Source organism: Hymenobacter taeanensis, assembly GCF_013137895.1.
In the GTDB taxonomy this organism is placed as follows: domain Bacteria; phylum Bacteroidota; class Bacteroidia; order Cytophagales; family Hymenobacteraceae; genus Hymenobacter; species Hymenobacter taeanensis.
In genome coordinates, this window is the sequence record NZ_CP053538.1 from 1,281,849 (window position 1) to 1,298,048 (window position 16,200).

General features: G+C 57.9%; 15 protein-coding genes. 8 read left to right on the top strand and 7 right to left on the bottom strand.

What is annotated here, in order from left to right:
• Positions 1-25: 25 nt before the first annotated feature.
• Complete coding sequence (locus HMJ29_RS05435) at positions 26-1,378, top strand: dicarboxylate/amino acid:cation symporter (RefSeq protein WP_171590517.1); 1,353 nt, start codon at positions 26-28, stop codon at positions 1,376-1,378.
• A gap of 237 nt (positions 1,379-1,615) precedes the next feature.
• Here HMJ29_RS05435 and HMJ29_RS05440 read toward each other — a convergent pair whose 3' ends face one another.
• Entirely contained in the window at positions 1,616-3,109 is a 1,494-nt protein-coding gene (locus tag HMJ29_RS05440) for a pectate lyase family protein (protein WP_171590518.1), read from the bottom strand.
• Positions 3,110-3,407: 298 nt separating this feature from the next.
• On the opposite strand from HMJ29_RS05440, the gene HMJ29_RS05445 reads away from it, so the two are divergent.
• The 5 genes from HMJ29_RS05445 (at position 3,408) to HMJ29_RS05465 (ending at position 7,934) form a co-directional block, all read left to right on the top strand.
• Positions 3,408-4,559 carry an MFS transporter gene (locus HMJ29_RS05445; RefSeq protein WP_216634094.1) on the top strand — a complete coding sequence of 384 codons (1,152 nt, stop codon included), beginning with the start codon at positions 3,408-3,410 and terminating at the stop codon, positions 4,557-4,559.
• A 163-nt stretch (positions 4,560-4,722) separates the two neighbouring features.
• On the top strand, positions 4,723-5,568 hold the full coding sequence (locus HMJ29_RS05450; RefSeq protein WP_171590519.1) for a hypothetical protein: 846 nt from the start codon (positions 4,723-4,725) through the stop codon (positions 5,566-5,568).
• 83 nt (positions 5,569-5,651) lie between these two features.
• Positions 5,652-6,626, top strand: a complete 975-nt coding sequence (locus HMJ29_RS05455) for a helix-turn-helix transcriptional regulator (RefSeq protein ID WP_171590520.1) — start codon at positions 5,652-5,654, stop codon at positions 6,624-6,626.
• 58 nt (positions 6,627-6,684) lie between these two features.
• A complete protein-coding gene (locus tag HMJ29_RS05460) occupies positions 6,685-7,203 on the top strand; it encodes a DinB family protein (RefSeq protein ID WP_171590521.1) in 519 nt (172 codons plus the stop codon).
• A gap of 140 nt (positions 7,204-7,343) precedes the next feature.
• Positions 7,344-7,934 (top strand): pseudouridine synthase, encoded by a 591-nt coding sequence (locus tag HMJ29_RS05465; RefSeq protein WP_171590522.1) that lies wholly within the window; start codon positions 7,344-7,346, stop codon positions 7,932-7,934.
• Between the two features lie 44 nt (positions 7,935-7,978).
• On the opposite strand, the gene HMJ29_RS05470 is transcribed toward HMJ29_RS05465, so the two are convergent.
• Positions 7,979-9,112 (bottom strand): putative sensor domain DACNV-containing protein, encoded by a 1,134-nt coding sequence (locus HMJ29_RS05470; RefSeq protein ID WP_171590523.1) that lies wholly within the window; start codon positions 9,110-9,112, stop codon positions 7,979-7,981.
• Between the two features lie 426 nt (positions 9,113-9,538).
• On the opposite strand from HMJ29_RS05470, the gene HMJ29_RS05475 reads away from it, so the two are divergent.
• Complete coding sequence (locus HMJ29_RS05475; protein WP_171590524.1) at positions 9,539-9,997, top strand: cold-shock protein; 459 nt, start codon at positions 9,539-9,541, stop codon at positions 9,995-9,997.
• A 454-nt stretch (positions 9,998-10,451) separates the two neighbouring features.
• Here HMJ29_RS05475 and HMJ29_RS05480 read toward each other — a convergent pair whose 3' ends face one another.
• The 5 genes from HMJ29_RS05480 to lepB form a co-directional block, all read right to left on the bottom strand.
• A complete protein-coding gene (locus HMJ29_RS05480; RefSeq protein ID WP_171590525.1) occupies positions 10,452-10,922 on the bottom strand; it encodes a hypothetical protein in 471 nt (156 codons plus the stop codon).
• A 247-nt stretch (positions 10,923-11,169) separates the two neighbouring features.
• Positions 11,170-11,454 (bottom strand): hypothetical protein, encoded by a 285-nt coding sequence (locus tag HMJ29_RS05485; protein ID WP_171590526.1) that lies wholly within the window; start codon positions 11,452-11,454, stop codon positions 11,170-11,172.
• Positions 11,455-11,716: 262 nt separating this feature from the next.
• Positions 11,717-12,136 (bottom strand): hypothetical protein, encoded by a 420-nt coding sequence (locus HMJ29_RS05490; RefSeq protein WP_171590527.1) that lies wholly within the window; start codon positions 12,134-12,136, stop codon positions 11,717-11,719.
• 252 nt (positions 12,137-12,388) lie between these two features.
• Complete coding sequence (locus HMJ29_RS05495; protein WP_216634095.1) at positions 12,389-13,288, bottom strand: glycoside hydrolase family 53 protein; 900 nt, start codon at positions 13,286-13,288, stop codon at positions 12,389-12,391.
• A gap of 328 nt (positions 13,289-13,616) precedes the next feature.
• Complete coding sequence (lepB, locus tag HMJ29_RS05500) at positions 13,617-14,777, bottom strand: signal peptidase I (protein WP_171590529.1); 1,161 nt, start codon at positions 14,775-14,777, stop codon at positions 13,617-13,619.
• Between the two features lie 1,014 nt (positions 14,778-15,791).
• Here lepB and HMJ29_RS05505 point away from each other — a divergent pair.
• The gene (locus HMJ29_RS05505) at positions 15,792-16,172 is read left to right on the top strand and encodes a DUF805 domain-containing protein (RefSeq protein WP_171590530.1); all 381 of its coding nucleotides are present in this window, start codon (positions 15,792-15,794) and stop codon (positions 16,170-16,172) included.
• The last annotated feature ends 28 nt before the right edge of the window (positions 16,173-16,200 follow it).

Below are 16,200 nucleotides of genomic sequence, written 5' to 3' on the forward strand. Positions count from 1 at the left end.
CCCGTTTACTGAGCAATTACCATTCATGAAAAAACTTGCTTCTAATCTCACCTTTCAGGTTCTCACGGCCATTGCGCTAGGGGTGCTGGTGGGCACACTGTTTCCGGAGTTCGGGGCGTCTCTCAAACCCATCGGCGACACGTTTATTAACCTGATCAAAATGCTCATTGCTCCCATCATCTTCCTAACGGTGGTATTGGGTATTGGGGGCATGGGCGACATGAAAAAGGTAGGCCGCGTGGGCGGTAAGGCGCTGCTCTACTTTGAAATAGTCACAACGCTAGCCCTGGTTATCGGCATTACGGCGGCCAACTTGGCCAAACCCGGCGTGGGCATTGATGCCCGCACCTCAGTAGCTACGCAAAGCGCGGCTCAAGCCGCGGAGGCCGCTAAGTACACCACCCAGGCTGCCAGTGGTGAAGGCATGAACTGGATTGAGTTTGTGACGCACATTGTGCCTCACAGCGTGGTAGGGGCCTTTGCCGAGGGCGAGGTGCTGCAAGTGCTGCTGTTTGCCGTGTTGTTTGGCGTGGCCGTGGGTCGCATACCCTCTGAGTATGGGCAGCCGCTGATGAAGACCTTCGACCGGCTTTCGCACGCTATGTTCGGGGTACTAGCCCTGGTAATGAAGCTGGCACCCCTTGGGGCTTTCGGGGGCATGGCCTTTACCATTGGCAAGTACGGGCTGCATACGCTGCTGCCGTTGGGCAAGCTCATGCTGGTAGTTTACCTAACCATGTTCCTGTTTGTGTTTGGGGTGCTCAACGCCATTATGCGCTATTACGGACTAAGTCTATGGCGCTACCTGGGCTTTATTAAGGAGGAGATTCTGCTGGTACTGGGCACGTCGTCGTCGGAGTCGGCGCTGCCGCGTATGATTGATAAGCTGGAGCGCTACGGCTGCTCCCGCTCGGTGGCGGGCCTGGTGATACCCACTGGCTACTCCTTCAACCTCGATGGCACTTCTATTTACCTTTCCATTGCGGTCATTTTTTTGGCCCAGGCCTTCAACATTAGCTTGTCGCTCGGCCAGGAGCTTTCGCTCATCGGTATCCTGATGCTAACAAGCAAGGGCGCGGCAGGCGTTACGGGCTCGGGGTTCATTGTGCTGGCCTCTACCCTGGCCGCTACCCGCATTATTCCCGTGGAAGGCGTGGCTCTGCTATTGGGCGTAGACCGCTTTATGAGCGAGGCACGGGCCATTACCAACGTCATCGGCAACGGCGTGGCCACGCTGGTCATTGCCAAGAGCGAAAACGAGTTCGATGAAGCCAAGCACCAGCTAGCTCTGGCCGGCCACGATGTGCCCCCAGAGCTGGAGCCCGAGCCAGCTTCTTTACTACCTAAGGTGGAGAAGCCCGTGGAAGAGAGGGGTTAGGCAGAGTGGCCTAGAGTTTTCCTGGAACGAAATCTACACAACGTCATGTCAAGCTTGTCGAGACATCTCGCTCGAATCGTTGGAGCTTCCCCAGCCCCACTACATGGAGAAAGGAAGTGCATACCATTGCAGCGTCAGCACGCATTGACGTGCGAGAGTAAGACGTTCTAGGCCAGTCAACCACCCCCAACCCCTCCTCAACTAAGGAGGGGAGCTTTCGTTCTGTAGGCCACTCTCCTATTTACCCTTGGCCAGCGCGGGCACCGCTAGGCTATTAAGATACTCCTCTAGCATGGGGTAGCCGCTAGCGGCGAGCTTGCTGCGGTCGGTGGCGTCTTTGGGGTTGAGGCCGTGGCTTTTCTCCCAGGCGTCGGGCATGCCGTCGTGGTCGGTATCAGTGGGGGCTGGGGCTGACTTCAGTTCCGGCCACGCTTTCTGCGACACGCTGTAGGGTGTGCCGTGCGGGTAGCCGCCCTGCACATCGATAATGCGGCCGGTGCGCGTAACCACATTGCGGATGATGCGCTGGTCTAAGGTGTCGCGCCGGGGCATGGTGGCGCCTACTTGCTGCAGCACCAGGGCATAGGCCTCTTGGGCGGTTTGCGTGGTTACGGGGCCTAGCTCGAAGGGCTTCTCCGCTTTAGCCTGCGCCGTATCGGCGGCGGTGCCACCGTTCATGGTTACTCCGCGCCAGTTGTGGCGGGTTACTTCGGCGCTGGCGTCTACGTAGTTGCCGGCGAGGTAGAACTTACCGTAGGGCAGTGGGTTGGGGCCTTTCTCCAGCTTATAGGGGTTGAGCACCCGGGCCCGAACATTCTCCTTAGTAGAGGGGCCGTACTTGTAGTAGTTGTTGACGATGTTGTAGTTACCACCCTCGCCCGCGTAGGCGTTGTTCTCGCCCCAGTTGTACAGCACGTTGTTGCGGAAGTCCACATTCTCGAAGCCGGCGGGGTGCGTGTACCGGCTGCCATTGAAGCGGGGCGTGCGGTTTTTGCAGCTCGCAAATAGGTTGTGGTGCATAGTGGCGTGCTGCCCACCCCAAATACCCCCGAACCCGTGCTGCTCAAAGTCCGTGTCGCCCTTCTCGAAGTGATACGAGTAGTTGAGCGGCTCACTAATGAGGTTCCACTGCAAGGTGGTGCTGTCACCTTCGTACACAGAAAGGGCCTCGTCGGTGCTCCAGCTCATGGAGCAGTGGTCGATGATGAGGCGGTTGTTGCGGATGCCCCCGAAAGCATCGTCGCCGCCGGCGCCGTCAACCTGACCCTGGTTCTGGTTTTTGTCGCCCATGCGGAAGCGCAGGAACCGCACCACCACATTGTTGGCCTTTACGCTCACGGGATAATCGGCGAGGCAAATACCGTCGCCGGGAGCGGTTTGGCCCGCAATGGTGGTATTAGCCTTGCTGATGGTAAGCGGTGACGTGAGGTGAATAGTGCCCGATACCCGGAACACTACCGTGCGGGCCGGAGCCGCTTTGCTAAGGGCATAGCGTAAGCTGCCGGGCTGCCCATCATCAAGAAGGTTGGTTACCTCAAACACGGTGGTGGGTACTGCGGCCGTGCCGCGGCCGCCCGTGGTAAAGCGGCCAGCACCCTCGGCCCCCGGAAAGGCTGGTATCGGGCCGGCTACAGGGGCATCCGTAGCGGCCAGCAGAGCAGCAACGCTTACTGCCGCCACGGGCCAGCTAGAAGCGCGGCCCAGCCGACGGAGTGAGAAAGGGGCAGACATATGGGGGAATTAAAAGAAAGAAATCAGGACGAGTAACGACTGGCCCAGCCGGGCTCGGCTGGCAGTTGTAACATTGATATTACCCAAATACCAAGCCCATTAGGTTCCGCCAAGCAGATTTCTTTGTGCAATCGATGCCGGCAACGTTGCCATGGGGCTGTAGCAGGAAATGAGAGGCAATGCCTTAGTGGGTTTGCTCCGCTTCAGGCTGCTTCTCCCCTACCTCGTCCGCAACGAAACGCGCACAATCCGCGTCTGTATCCCCGTTTGCAGCACTCAGGCTGCCTTGATTGCTGGTATGACGCAGGTTTTGGAAAAGGTAACGCCCAAGCAGGCGCGGGTGGCTATTGCCTTGTTTTTCTTCGTGTCGGGGTTCGGGTTTTCTACCTGGGCCTCGCGCATTCCTACCATTCAGCGCCAGCTAGGGCTCAATGAGGCCGAGTTGGGGGGCGTACTGCTGGCGTTGCCTACCGGCCTCATGCTTACGCTGCCCGTTACGGGCCTGCTACTCCGGCGCTTCAGCAGCCGGCAGGTAATGCTGGTGGGCGCCATCCTCTACAATGTGGCCCTGGCGCTGCTGGGGTTTGCAGCTCATACCTGGCAGCTGGTGGCGCTGCTGTTCTGCTTCGGCTCCTCCCGTAATCTGCTCAACATTTCCATGAATGCGCAGTCGGTGGGCGTGCAGGCGCAGTACGACAGATCCATTATTGCCACCTTCCATGGGGTATGGAGTGTGGCGGGTTTTGCCGCTGCCGCCGTGGGAGCGGCCCTCATTCGGGAGCGGGTGGCCCCAGGTCCGCACTTTGCGGTGGTGGCGGTGCTGCTCACGGCGGTGGCCCTCTACAACTACCGCCACAGCCTCCCGCTACCACCCGCGCCGGCGGAGCGGCGCCCCGGCTTTAGCTGGCCCAGCGCGGCGCTCCTGAAGTTTGGCATTATAGCCTTTGCCTCCATGGCCTGCGAGGGCACCATGTACGACTGGAGCAGCATCTACTTCAACAAGGCGGTGCTCATGCCCAGAGAAGATGCCGCCATTGGCTTTGCCGTGTACATGGTGGCCATGACGGCAGGCCGTTTCGCCGGCGACCCCCTGACCAATCGTTTCGGGGTGAAGCCGCTGCTGCACTACAGTGGCCTCCTGATTCTGGTAGGCCTGTTGCTGGCGGCGCTAGTCCCAACGCCTATTACCGCCGGGCTGGGGTTTGTGCTGGTAGGCCTGGGCGTGTCGTGCGTGATTCCGATGGTGTTCGGGATGGCAGGCCGCTCCACTACGCTCAGCTTGGGCTCGGCCATTGCGGCGGTTTCTACGGTGGGCTACTTTGGGTTTTTGGTGGTACCGCCGGTGGTAGGCTTTATTGCCGAGGCCGCCAACCTGAGGTGGTCGTTTGCCCTGATGGCCCTGCTCGGAGGCGTGATGGTATGGCTGGTGCGGCGGCTCCCAAATGAGTAGGAACTAGTAACCCGCTTGAGAGCCACAGGTAGGCTTTGGCACAAGTCAGGAGCTGGTTGAGTAAGTGAGGCCACTTTTTTACTGCGTAACGTTTTCTTTCTGGCTACCTTAGAAGTTCAAGCCCCGTGCCCAGATGGGAAAAGGGGATAATAAGGGCTGATTGATGAAGTATTTTCTTGTGCTGCTAGGCTGGTGCCTCCCTTTGATGCTGCGAGCCGCTCAGCCGCTGGAGCCCCTCCAGATTGCGGAACATTTTGTGGCTAAAACGGGCTGGGACGAGATGAAGAGCTACCTCAGTGGGGAGGCCGCCGGCCAGGCCCGCCGCCAGAGCCTGGGCCAGCAGATTCCGGCCACTCTGGAGCGGCATTGCCAGCTTTTGCAGCAGGGGCGCGCCACGGCCGTAGTTACCGTAGAGCTGCGCGACTCCGTGAGTCGCAACGATATTTACCTGCACTTCCGCCGCGATTCTACTGCCGCCACCGCTCCCTGGAAACTCACCGCCGTGCGCAGCCTGGCCATGACGCAGTTGGGCCCGCCCATGCTCAAGCTGCTCTCTGAAATGCCCTCGGCTGAAGTAGCGCAGTACAACCAAAAACACCCCTCCGCCGACCACGCCTTTATGCTCGGCAACATCCAGCTCTGGATTGGCTCCGACGCCAATATCAGTCAGCACTTCACGCGCAATCAGGCTGCCTTTCAGCGCGCCGTGCAGTTTATACAGGCCCACCGCTATTTCACTGCCGCCCCCGATTCGGCGAATATTGAGGAGCAGGCCATCAACGAGGACAAGGAGCTGCAGGCCATACTTCGGCCGCTCTACATTACCCGTATCTCGCAGGAGTACCTAGACTGTGGCAGCTGCCTGCAGTTCATAATTGGGGGCGTTACCGATAACACTGTAGGCCTGCTGTACCAGCCCAATGCCCAACAGGTGCCTCCCATGAGCCCCGACCGGGTTATTGTTATCAAGCCCCTGGGCAATGGCTGGTACTTGTTTAAGACGACGTAATTGCCTTCTTACCCCACCTCCGGCCCACAGTGGGGGTGAGTTACTCGGCTGTTTAACTGGCCTAGAGTAGCTACTTTGCCGGCATGAACCGCTTCGACCGTATCACGGCCATCCTCATTCAGCTTCAAGCCAAACGTGTGGTGAAAGGCCAGGATTTGGCTGAACGGTTTGGGGTGAGCCTGCGCACCGTGTACCGCGATTTGCGCACCCTGGAAGAAGCAGGCGTGCCGCTCTACGGCGAGGCGGGCGTGGGCTATTCGCTGGTTGAAGGCTACCGGCTGCCACCTGTGATGTTTACGCGCGAAGAAGCCACGGCGCTGCTCACGGCCGAGAAGCTGGCCGCCCAGCTCACCAACCCCCACATGGCCCGGCTTAGCCGGGCGGCCATGGACAAGCTGCGCGCCGTGCTAGGCCACTCGGACCGCGACTACCTGGCCGAGCTTAGCCCCCACGTGACGGTGCTGCAACCCTGGATGCACCGCGGCACCACCCCACCCGCCAACGACATCCACCAGTTGCTGCTCACCGGCATTGCCACCCACCGGGTAGCGGCTATTGACTACCGAGCTGGCTACCAAGGCGCCGCCACACAGCGCGATGTGGAGCCCATAGGCCTATATTTTGGGCAGTACTGGCACGTAGTGGCCTACTGCCGTTTGCGCCAGGAGTACCGCGACTTTCGCCTCGACCGCATAGTGAGCCTGCAGCTGCGCGAAGAGCAATTTGCGCCCCGCCCCGAAACGCTACAGTCGTACTGGGCAGAGCGGGCGCGGCAGCACCCCGGTACCACCGTGGTGGTGCGGCTCCGGCCCGAGGCCCTGGCCTACGCCCACGAGAACAAGCACTACTTTGGCTGGCTGAGCGAGCAGGAAACTACTGAGGGCTTGGTAGAAATGACCTTGCAACCCATGCATCTGGAGAGCATAGCGCGGTGGCTGATGCTGTTTGGAGCGAACGTAACGGTAGTATCGCCGCCGGAGCTGCAGCGGCGCCTGCATAACCTAGCCCGGGAAGCCTACGAACATTTTTCCGGCCCTCCGGAAAACCTGCTGACATAGGGCTGTCAGTGGGTGGCGCGAGCTTTGGGGCATCATTCATCTAACCCCATTGATTGCCATGGAAACAGCCCTCACCACCCCGCTGGCCCTTGCCCTACTGCCCGAACTTAACCACGAGCTAGCGTTAACGCGCCGCGTGCTGGAGCGCCTTCCCGCCGAGCATTTCGGGTGGCAGCCGCACCCCAGATCCATGACCCTAGGCCACCTGGCTTCCCACACCGCCGACCTACTGGGTGGTATCAAGACCACCTTTGAAACCACCGAGTTAGACTTAGCCAACTCCGCCGACCATGCTCCCGCGCCAGCCACCGCCGCCGAGGAGCTGGTGCAGCGCCTAGAAGCCAATGGTGCCGCCGCCCGCGAAACCCTTTCTCAGGCCGACGCCGAAGACTTCGAAGCAACCTGGACGCTCCGGTTCGGCGAGCAAATCATTCTGCGGGAGTCGCGGGCCGACATCGTGCGCCACCTTATCAACCACACCATACACCACCGCGGCCAGCTCTCGGTGTATTTACGCCTGCTGGAGGTGCCCGTGCCATACATCTACGGCCCGTCCGCCGACGAGGCCACGGCGTAGAGCAGGTTACCGCAGCAGTGGCCTAGGCCACTGCTACAGCCCGGCAAGGCGGCCGAAGCTTTCGTAGCTTTGGCCGCTTTCGGTTTTGCTAGCCTAGCGTGTTTGCTCGGGTTTCAGGCTAAATTTCCTTCTTTCTTCGCATGTCGCACCAGCATTTCCTGCTTTTTAAGCCCTACGGCTACCTCAGTCAGTTCGTCAGCGAAAATGCGCGGGAAGCTCGAAAAAAGAAGTTTTTGGGCGAGCTGCACAATTTCCCGGAAGGCACCATGGCCATTGGCCGGCTTGATGAGGAGAGCGAAGGCCTCCTGCTACTCACTACCGATGGCCGCGTGAGCGAGCGGGTGCGCCGCAAGGATGTGGAAAAGGAATACTACGCGCAGGTAGACGGCCTCTTGACCGATGAGGCCGTGACCCTGCTTCAGCAAGGCATTGAAATTGCCCATCGTAGCGTGCTATATCAAACCTTGCCCGCGCGGGTGCGTCGCCTTGAGCAGGTACCCGAGCTGCCCCCCAGGGGCCGCAAAATCCGCGACGACCGCCATGGCCCAACCAGTTGGGTTTCCATAATTGTAACGGAAGGCAAGTTCCGGCAGATCCGCAAGATGACGGCCGCGGCCGGGTTCCCCACGCTTCGCCTGGTGCGCGTGCGGGTAGGCGGCACCTGGCTGGGCAGCCTGGCGCCCGGTGAGGTACGAGAAGTAACGGAGTTTGAGCTGGGAGTTGATGGTTAGTTGCAGGTTATTGGTCATGGCATGCCATCACAGCAATCCATTAGCTACAGCAACAGCACATCAATGCGGTGGGCGTGCACCATTTCCAGGGTTACAGACCAGGCAAAGAGGGTGAAGTAGCCATCCTGAGAAGCTACCAGGGCTAGGGAATCGCGCTGATCATGCACGAACTGGGCGGCGGCCAAGTGGCGGGTGCCGCCGTTTTGGGCCGGGTGCAGGTGCTGCACCACGCTGCCTACTACGGGCTCCGTGAGCACCATTTTATCAACGGGCGTGCTGTTTTCGGCGCGGGCTACCTTCACCCCGAAGGCCAGCAGGTGGTAGTCGCGGGTAATTACGGTGGCACCATCTACGGCCGTGAAGCCGCCCACGATACCAATATTGCGCAAGAGGCCATCCTGCCACTTGCGCTCGGTCTGGTCTTCACGCTGCATCTCGGCAATGCCCATGTAGGCCGGCGTTACGGGGTAGGTCATAGGCTGCACAATAGAGGCCTGCCACGCCTGCGAGCCAGGTGGCACAATCAGCACCAGCCCGCCGCGGCCGTGGGCCCGCATAGCCGACGCCAGCTCTACCAGCACATTATCGGTTTCGCCCATCTCGGTGGCCAGCGTTTGCTCCGGCAAAAATGCCTGCAGGGCGGGACAGTCAGACACGGCAGCGTTATCAGCATCAACCAGCTGGAGCTGGTCGCCGCGCAGGATGGCCACGTTCACAAATTTGCCGAAGCCATCGGCGCGGCGGTGTTTTACTACCAGCAGGCCTGGCTCTAGTACCTCCAGCACAAAGCACAGCGGCGGAATTCCAATGGCCGTACCCCACACGTAGAGGCCGTCGGCATCGTACCACACCCCTAGGTGTATACCAGGCTGCTCCACAGCTGGGGCCAGCTTGAGCAGGTTGTAAGGCATTAGGCGGCGCTTATGGGCAAATACTACCGGCTGCGTGGCCTCATTGGGCGGCAGCAGGGCCAGAGAAATCTTGGGTGAGTACCCCTCCTCGCGGCGCAGGCTGGCCCAGAATGCCACATCAATAATGGTTTCTACCCACTGCACATCCGGAGGTGGAGCCAGGTGGGCAACTTCACGCGGACGGGCCGCGGCGCGGTGTCGGGCAAAATGAGTTTCAATCATGGGGGCCACTACGCGGGCCGCCAGATAGGTGGGTTCAGAGAGCATAGCCAGTACATTCGGGGCCTGAGGCGGGTACGTACGCCCAGGCCCCGCAGTTCACTGCATAAATACACAGACCCTGGTTATTGTTCGGCATCAGGGGTCAGGCCCTTCCTTTGTGGAGCTTATTCTGCCAGGCAGCCCCATACTTGCCAGAATAAGCGGTAACTTTACCTATTATTAGTCTATTCTTATTGCGAAGCGGGCCCTTGGCGCTCTGGAAGCGGATGAGTTTGAGGCGCTTGCGCCCGCCCGCGTAATGCCAGCCTGCCGCGGTAGTGCCGGTACGGCAGAGCCCGCCCCATTTATTAGTCTATAGGTTTTATTGAATTTATGAACGCTAACCCGTTCAAATTTGTCGTAATATGATCATCTGTTTCACCACCCTCTGACTTCGCATAGCAAAGCAACTATAAACGACCACCAACACATATGGGTAAATCGCAAGCCACTTTCGGCAAGAAGGAAAACGAAAAGAAGCGCCTGAAAAAGCGTCAGGATAAGGAAGAGAAGAAAGAAGAGCGCCAGGCCAACGCCAAGAAAGGCCAAGCGCTGGAAGAAATGCTGGCCTACGTAGACGAGAACGGCAATATTTCTTCTACTCCTCCCGATCCGAAGAAGAAAAAGGAAATCAAGACCGAGGACATCCGCATCGGCGCGATGAAGCAGGAAGACATGGAGCAGGAAGATCCGGTGCGCAAAGGCAGCGTTACGTTCTTTAACGACTCTAAAGGCTACGGCTTCATCAAGGACTCTGAGACGCAGCAGAGCATTTTTGTGCACGCCAACGCCCTGGGCGGCATCACCATCAAGGAGAACGACAAAGTGACCTTTGAGGTAGAAATGGGCCCTAAAGGTCCGAGTGCTTTCGGCGTGAAGCTCCAAGCATAAGGACCACTCACTCCTAAACCAGAAGAGGCTGAAGCTCCCGGAGCTCCAGCCTTTTTCCGTTTAGTAGCTAGCTGCCTTCATCACTGCCTATGACATGCCGGGGCGCTGAAAATTCTGCTGGCCTAGCGGCTGGTGTACTTCAAAAGAAGCCTGTAGCACTTGGGTTTTAACGTCGTCGCGGCAGAACTAATTTTCGCGGTTGAAGACTGCAAGGCCCGTAGGCCTATCCCAAACCTAGCTGATAGTCCTAGCTGGGCCTGCGCACTGCTCACGGATAGGGGCTGATGCCGCTAGCACCAACAAAAGTTGTTTCATGGGCGAAGCCTTCGGAGGATACTGAGTATTTCTTTGCGCCAGAGCCTAACTGGGGCCGTACTAGTTGCCTACCTGCCACTAGCGCATATGGTGTTACGTGCATTAAGCAGCTGGTAGCCTTTGCGTATCTGCCCACAACTTACTTCAGCGGGGCGCTAGGCCACTTCGCTCCCGACCGGGGGGCGTCATGTCGGTAAACGGGCCGCTGGCGCTTTCTCCAAAGGCGCAGAGCTATCCGGAATACGAGCAGGCCTACTGCCAGTGCCCCCACCGGTAGCAGCAGGAGCCAGAATGTAAGAGGTACCGGGCCAGGGTTGCCGGTAGGCGTACGCATGAGGCCCAGTGCCACCCGCAACGTTTGAAAAGAAAGGTACTCCATGTCGAGGTACAGGAGCACGCACACCGCAAAAGCCGCCGTAACTGCCAACTTATGCTTTAGGTACACCGCCGCCAGCAGCATAAGCAGAGTGTATAGCAGCGCCCCAACCAGCAGGCCCCCAATACCGCCGGCCAGGAGCAACGTGTACTTTTCTTCCCGCTCCCCGGCGTAAGCCAGAGCGGGCCACAGTAGCCCGGCGCCCACCACCATACCTCTCGTCAGCTTGTTCATTATCTAAAGATAAAAAAGGCTAGGGGCCACATACAAGCACTTATTCTCTTCCTTTTCAACCTGATGCTCGCCTGCTCAGGCACTTTGCTAACGCTCTAGAAGGGCCGAGCATTACCCTGGCCCGCCAACAAAAAAGAGGCTAAAGGCTACAGCGCCTCAGCCTCTTTTCTTGGGTGTGAAGTTTGATTGGGTGTAGCCCACTCATCAGCCTCGTACGCTTACAATCTGCCGGGCTAGGCCAGCAGAACTACAGTCCGCTTCCTTCCATGGAGGCCAAAGTATCTTCCGCGGCCTTGGCATCAGGGTTTGGGGTGGCAGCCGGAGTGCTACTGCGGCGCTTACCTAAGTAGCCCAGGCCCACGGCCAGCAGGGCCGCCCCGCCTAGCACCTTCTGCGTTGTGGTTAGCTTGCCCAGGCCAGTACCCTTGCCCAGCTTTTTCAGCGACTTACCGGCTCCGCCAAGCAAGGAGGTTTTCTTGCCGGACTTTGCTGCCTTATCGGTTTTCTTCTGCTTGTTCTTACTCTTTTTCATAGTACTTGATGCTAAGTGAGAGAGTTGATTTCTACGGCAATGGCGTTCTTTCTGAAAAGGCTACTCGCACTCCGTACGTAACCTTACTTGGCATTAGCTACCACGCAGGTAACGCAAAGCGGCCGAAGGCGTATTGCTTGTTCAGGCTGGTTTCACCTTACTGCTGCGCGCCACCCTAGTTGCTTTCGCGGAGTAGCAATCAGGAAGCAGGGGTACAGAGCAGATGACCTTCTGAGCGGAGTTGCAGGTCACTACAGCTGCCTCATGACCTGATATCCGCCACTGTATCGTCGGGAGATTTATGAGTAGTCTGGCCCTTGCTGGCCTTGGGGTTCTTCCGGCTTTTCCGCGAAATAGCCGCTTCTCTGATGGGAGCTGCCCCCTCCTCTTCCGTTGCCTCCGAAGCAGCAGTTTCCTCTGCTTCGGGTAGCCTGGGCCAGTTAAACCTTGAGGTAAACGAAGTACCACTGTCATCGCCCTTGCGTTGGTCCAGGTAGATAAGGCCAGCTGCCGCCAACACTAGGCTACCTACCACCTTCTGCCCAAGGCTCAGTTTGGCAATTTCGTTGGTTATCTTCCGAAATTTCCTGATAGATAGCACGGCTGCGTCAAGCATGTTTTCCGGCACGGCCTCCTGAAGCTGCTTGGCTTTCTTCTTTTTCTGTTTCTTATGCTTGCTCATGGAAGTGCAGGTATAGCTCAGCGGAAATCGAGCGTTCCGGTTTAGCTGGCAGGGCCACCCCGCCTTGGCCGCCCCAACTAGGTATTCGCAGAGCTACTCCCAAAGGTTGCCGCAAAGCTCAGATATAGGTCTGCTATGCAACACCTTATGCTACCACATCACAAACTACCGGTTGACCTCGGCTCTGGGTTCTGGCTCTCAGGTTTTACTTTCGTCAGCCCCAGGCCCAGGCACAAGTAAACGCGCTGGCCATTACTGCCGAAAGGCATCCATAGCTACGGTGGGTTGGCCGCTGGTATTAAATGCGCCCATAGTGTACCCCTGCCAATTAGCATACGCCTGTGGCTCCCAATAGAATACGCCCAGGCCACCCGGCACTGATTTGGTTTTGCTTATCAGGTCGCGGAGGAAGTCGCGGCAGGGCATGGCATCGGCCACGCTCATACCTGCCTCGCATATCATTACTTCCTTACCATACCGCGTGGCAGCATCTTGCATGGTAGCCAGTACCTGCTGGTTGATAGTAGCCCAGTTAGCAGCAGTGGGGTACACTGAGAAGCCGCACACATCCCAAGTGGCCCCCTGGGCTTTTACACCATCCAGCAACCAGCGGGCGTCGTTCAGCTTTTGTCCATTGGCTACGTGCAGAATTACTTTCACATTCGGAAATACCTGCTTGGCAGCGCCACCACCGCGGTTAATCATCAGAGCCAGAGCCTGGAAGTTGTTGATGGAGAGAGAGGGCCGACCTTCTGGCCAGAGCATGCCATCACTTATTTCGTTACCTATTTGCACCCAGGTTGGCGTTACGCCGCCGGCCTTCAGTGCTGAGAGCGTTGCCAGCGTGTGGTCGTATACGGCTTGCGCCAAGCCAGTGGCACTTTGCCCGGTCCAGGCAGCGGGTTTGGTTTGCTTGCCTGGGTCGGCCCAGGAGTCACTGTAATGGAAATCAATTAACGTCTGCAGCCCGGCGGCCTGCGCCCGCTTGGCTTTAGCCACCAGATCCTGCGTGTTACACCAGCCGTCAGCAGGATTTACCCACACCCTCAGCCGAATGGCCGTGATGCCTTTGCCCTGGAGCACGGTAAACAGATCTTGCGCCACACCGCCGTTGTTGTAAAACTTGCGCCCCGCCGCTTCCATTTCAGTCATCCAACTGGTATCGGCACCATAAGCAAACCCAGCGCTGGCAGCTGGCGGGACCGTTGGAGCTGTGTCAGCCTTATCTTTTGAGCAGCTCAGACACATACTCAACAGGAGCGTCAGCAATAATGGCAACGAGGATTTCATGGTGTGGTGCATACTGTAATGCGTAAGCAGTGTTACCCAAGTGCCGCCACGTAGGTCCGGCAAGATAGTGTCCGCTCCTCAACTGCTCATTCTGCTAGCTCCTTATGGTCAGAACACTCTAGGTAATAACATCTTGCCTGGTGCCTGTTTGCCCATGCTGATTCATAGCGCCCGCGAGCCTACACTTGCCCTAGCTGACGGGTTTCAGCAGCCGGTTCCACCGAATTTTGTGGAGCAGGTCGGCGTAGGGGTCAATGGAGAGCCACACAAACACTGCCTTACCCACAATATAATCTTCGGGCACGAAGCCCCAGAAGCGGGAGTCCTCGGAGTTGTGGCGGTTGTCGCCCATCATAAAGTAGTAGTTCTGCTTGAGGGTGTAGCGCGTGAGTGGCCGGCCGTTTTGGTAGATCTGGCCCTGCTGCCAGGTAATGCCCTCATTGCCTTCATACTGGGCTAAAATAGCGTAATAGGCGGCGGCATTGGCCGGCGTGAGGGTTATCGTCTGGCCTTTGCGGGGCACAGGCAGGGGGCCGTAACCATCTAGCTGCCAGTTGTGGGGCTGGCTGCTCAGCGCGGCGGTTGGGTTGTGGAAATCACCCACGTTGGGGAACAGCTGGGTGCGGTACTCAGGGACGGTTAGCGCCTTCACGTAGGGCTGGCGGCGGAAGTACTCCGCCACGGCAGGCGTACAGCTGATGAAGAAGCCGGACTTACCCGTGGCCGGGTCAGTGCTGGCCTGGGGAATGCCGTCGGGCTCGTTGTAGTCAGCCACGCCTTGCTCATGCAGGGCCTGCCGCACGGCATCATCGGGGTGGTCTACCTGCATGAAGTAGGTGGTCTGGAGCTGGCCGGCTACCGCGCCCGGCTGGCCATTCAGAAACACCTGCCCCCGACGGATTTCCAGGGTGTCACCGGCTACGGCCACGCAGCGCTTAATCAGGTGAGTGCGCATATCGGCGGGGCGCTGCTGCTCGTGGGGCACATGAAACACTACTACATCGTTGCGATGCACGGAGCTAAAACCCGGAAACCGATACGTGGGCAGCTGAATAGCATCGGAGTAGCTCTGCAGCTCAGTGCCCCAAAGCTTCTGGTGCGTAAGCGGCACCTGCAGGGGCGTTTGGGGGGTGATGGGGCCGTAATGCAGGCGGCTCACAAACAAATAGTCGCCCACCATCAGGGAGTTCTCCATACTGGGCGTAGGGATGGTGTAGGCCTCTACCGCCGACCACCGGATAAACGTGGCCGCCATTACGGCGAAAACTACGGCGTCGCGCCACTCGCGGGCTGGGCTTTTGGGCGAGGAAGGCGTGGCCGTAGCGCGGCGCCGGAAGCGAAAGAGGTTCATACGGGTTGGCTAGAGGTGAAATAGGTTTTGCTGGAATAGAAGCCTAGACCGACAATTTGGTGGCACCAGCGCTTGTTATGCACAGGGTAAGCATGCTCGTGTACATGTTTTATTCACCATACTCTATACCCAACGTTGCCACGACCTCAGTTAGTGTACGCCTGCAAGTATCTAGCTGAGCAGTTTGTCTGCCGGAGGGGTGAAATAAGTCACGCTAGGCCACCTGCCAGCCCCCCCCCATTTTGCCCCCCTTTGTGCTTATTATCCTATCCAATGCTTTCTGTATCCTTCCGGGCTTTTCTCCGTGGGCTACCTCTCCGGTTGAGCATCAGCGCCGCTTACGCTCAAACCACTCCCTCCGGCGCTGAGCTCAACGCCTACCGCCCGATACCAGCCTTTCCCAGACCTGGAGGCCCTGCACCTGCAGGACCGCTACCTTGTGCGGGTTGACCTGGTGTACACGGCTTTCCGCCTGAACCTTTCTTTCAATCAGCGCCAGCTCAACCCCAGCCGCATCCGTAACTAGGCGACGGGCGACATTAAGAACTTAAGCAAGCTGCTGGAAGATGAAACCCTCACCATCTAGGGCCAGTAGTACCAAGTAACCAAAGATGGGTTCAAGCTGGTGCAGAAGACGTAGCTATTTTAACCTCTGGCACACAGGCCACAGTAGGTTTAAAAAATCTAACTCTAGAAACATAAGCCTGTAGATACAGCTTACACAGTTGAAATTTTAACTATTTCCATATCGCTTATCACAACACAAGCCATCATCAGCATAGAACAACCCATTTATTAAGGTCAACTCTTTTCAATACTAGGATTAAAGCAAGGTTCGTGCTTTCACACTACTATCTGAATAGCTATATTGCCATGGGCTTAGGAACATCTGCCAGCGCGACTACTTCTGGGTGCGCGGGTGTTCGTTAAGCTTGAGTGGAGTTCAGAAGCCACTATAAAAACGAGGCGACACCGAAAAGCCTTACGAGTAGGACCCGCTTTACTCTTTTATGCATGCAGTACTATTTACACGCTTTAAGAAACTACGCCGTATTCCAGGGCCGCGCCCGGCGCAAGGAGTACTGGATGTTCACTCTATTCCATATCATTTTCGCTATAGTAGCTATGGTGGCTGATGTAGTGCTGGGCACCGCTATGGATGGCATCGGCTACGGCCCTGTTTACATGCTCTATGCCTTGGCCATGTTCATTCCCGGTTTAGCAGTATCTGTAAGAAGACTGCATGATGTGAATAAGAGCGGCTGGTTTATGTTCATTGTGCTCATTCCGCTGGTGGGAGCCATTTGGCTGCTAGTGCTTGACTGCACAGAAGGCACTCGCGGCGACAACCAGTACGGCGCAGACCCAAAGCAAGAGCCTGTACTGGCTTATTAAGTCCTTACCTGAAACGAAAAGAGGCTGC

Excerpts from the sequence above, each read along its gene's own strand:
- HMJ29_RS05435 (WP_171590517.1), top strand. The coding sequence starts at position 26 with ATGAAAAAACTTGCTTCTAATCTCACCTTTCAGGTTCTCACGGCCATT.
- HMJ29_RS05440 (WP_171590518.1), bottom strand. The coding sequence starts at position 3,109 with ATGTCTGCCCCTTTCTCACTCCGTCGGCTGGGCCGCGCTTCTAGCTGG.
- HMJ29_RS05445 (WP_216634094.1), top strand. The coding sequence starts at position 3,408 with ATGACGCAGGTTTTGGAAAAGGTAACGCCCAAGCAGGCGCGGGTGGCT.
- HMJ29_RS05450 (WP_171590519.1), top strand. The coding sequence starts at position 4,723 with ATGAAGTATTTTCTTGTGCTGCTAGGCTGGTGCCTCCCTTTGATGCTG.
- HMJ29_RS05455 (WP_171590520.1), top strand. The coding sequence starts at position 5,652 with ATGAACCGCTTCGACCGTATCACGGCCATCCTCATTCAGCTTCAAGCC.
- HMJ29_RS05460 (WP_171590521.1), top strand. The coding sequence starts at position 6,685 with ATGGAAACAGCCCTCACCACCCCGCTGGCCCTTGCCCTACTGCCCGAA.
- HMJ29_RS05465 (WP_171590522.1), top strand. The coding sequence starts at position 7,344 with ATGTCGCACCAGCATTTCCTGCTTTTTAAGCCCTACGGCTACCTCAGT.
- HMJ29_RS05470 (WP_171590523.1), bottom strand. The coding sequence starts at position 9,112 with ATGCTCTCTGAACCCACCTATCTGGCGGCCCGCGTAGTGGCCCCCATG.
- HMJ29_RS05475 (WP_171590524.1), top strand. The coding sequence starts at position 9,539 with ATGGGTAAATCGCAAGCCACTTTCGGCAAGAAGGAAAACGAAAAGAAG.
- HMJ29_RS05480 (WP_171590525.1), bottom strand. The coding sequence starts at position 10,922 with ATGAACAAGCTGACGAGAGGTATGGTGGTGGGCGCCGGGCTACTGTGG.
- HMJ29_RS05485 (WP_171590526.1), bottom strand. The coding sequence starts at position 11,454 with ATGAAAAAGAGTAAGAACAAGCAGAAGAAAACCGATAAGGCAGCAAAG.
- HMJ29_RS05490 (WP_171590527.1), bottom strand. The coding sequence starts at position 12,136 with ATGAGCAAGCATAAGAAACAGAAAAAGAAGAAAGCCAAGCAGCTTCAG.
- HMJ29_RS05495 (WP_216634095.1), bottom strand. The coding sequence starts at position 13,288 with ATGACTGAAATGGAAGCGGCGGGGCGCAAGTTTTACAACAACGGCGGT.
- lepB (WP_171590529.1), bottom strand. The coding sequence starts at position 14,777 with ATGAACCTCTTTCGCTTCCGGCGCCGCGCTACGGCCACGCCTTCCTCG.
- HMJ29_RS05505 (WP_171590530.1), top strand. The coding sequence starts at position 15,792 with ATGCAGTACTATTTACACGCTTTAAGAAACTACGCCGTATTCCAGGGC.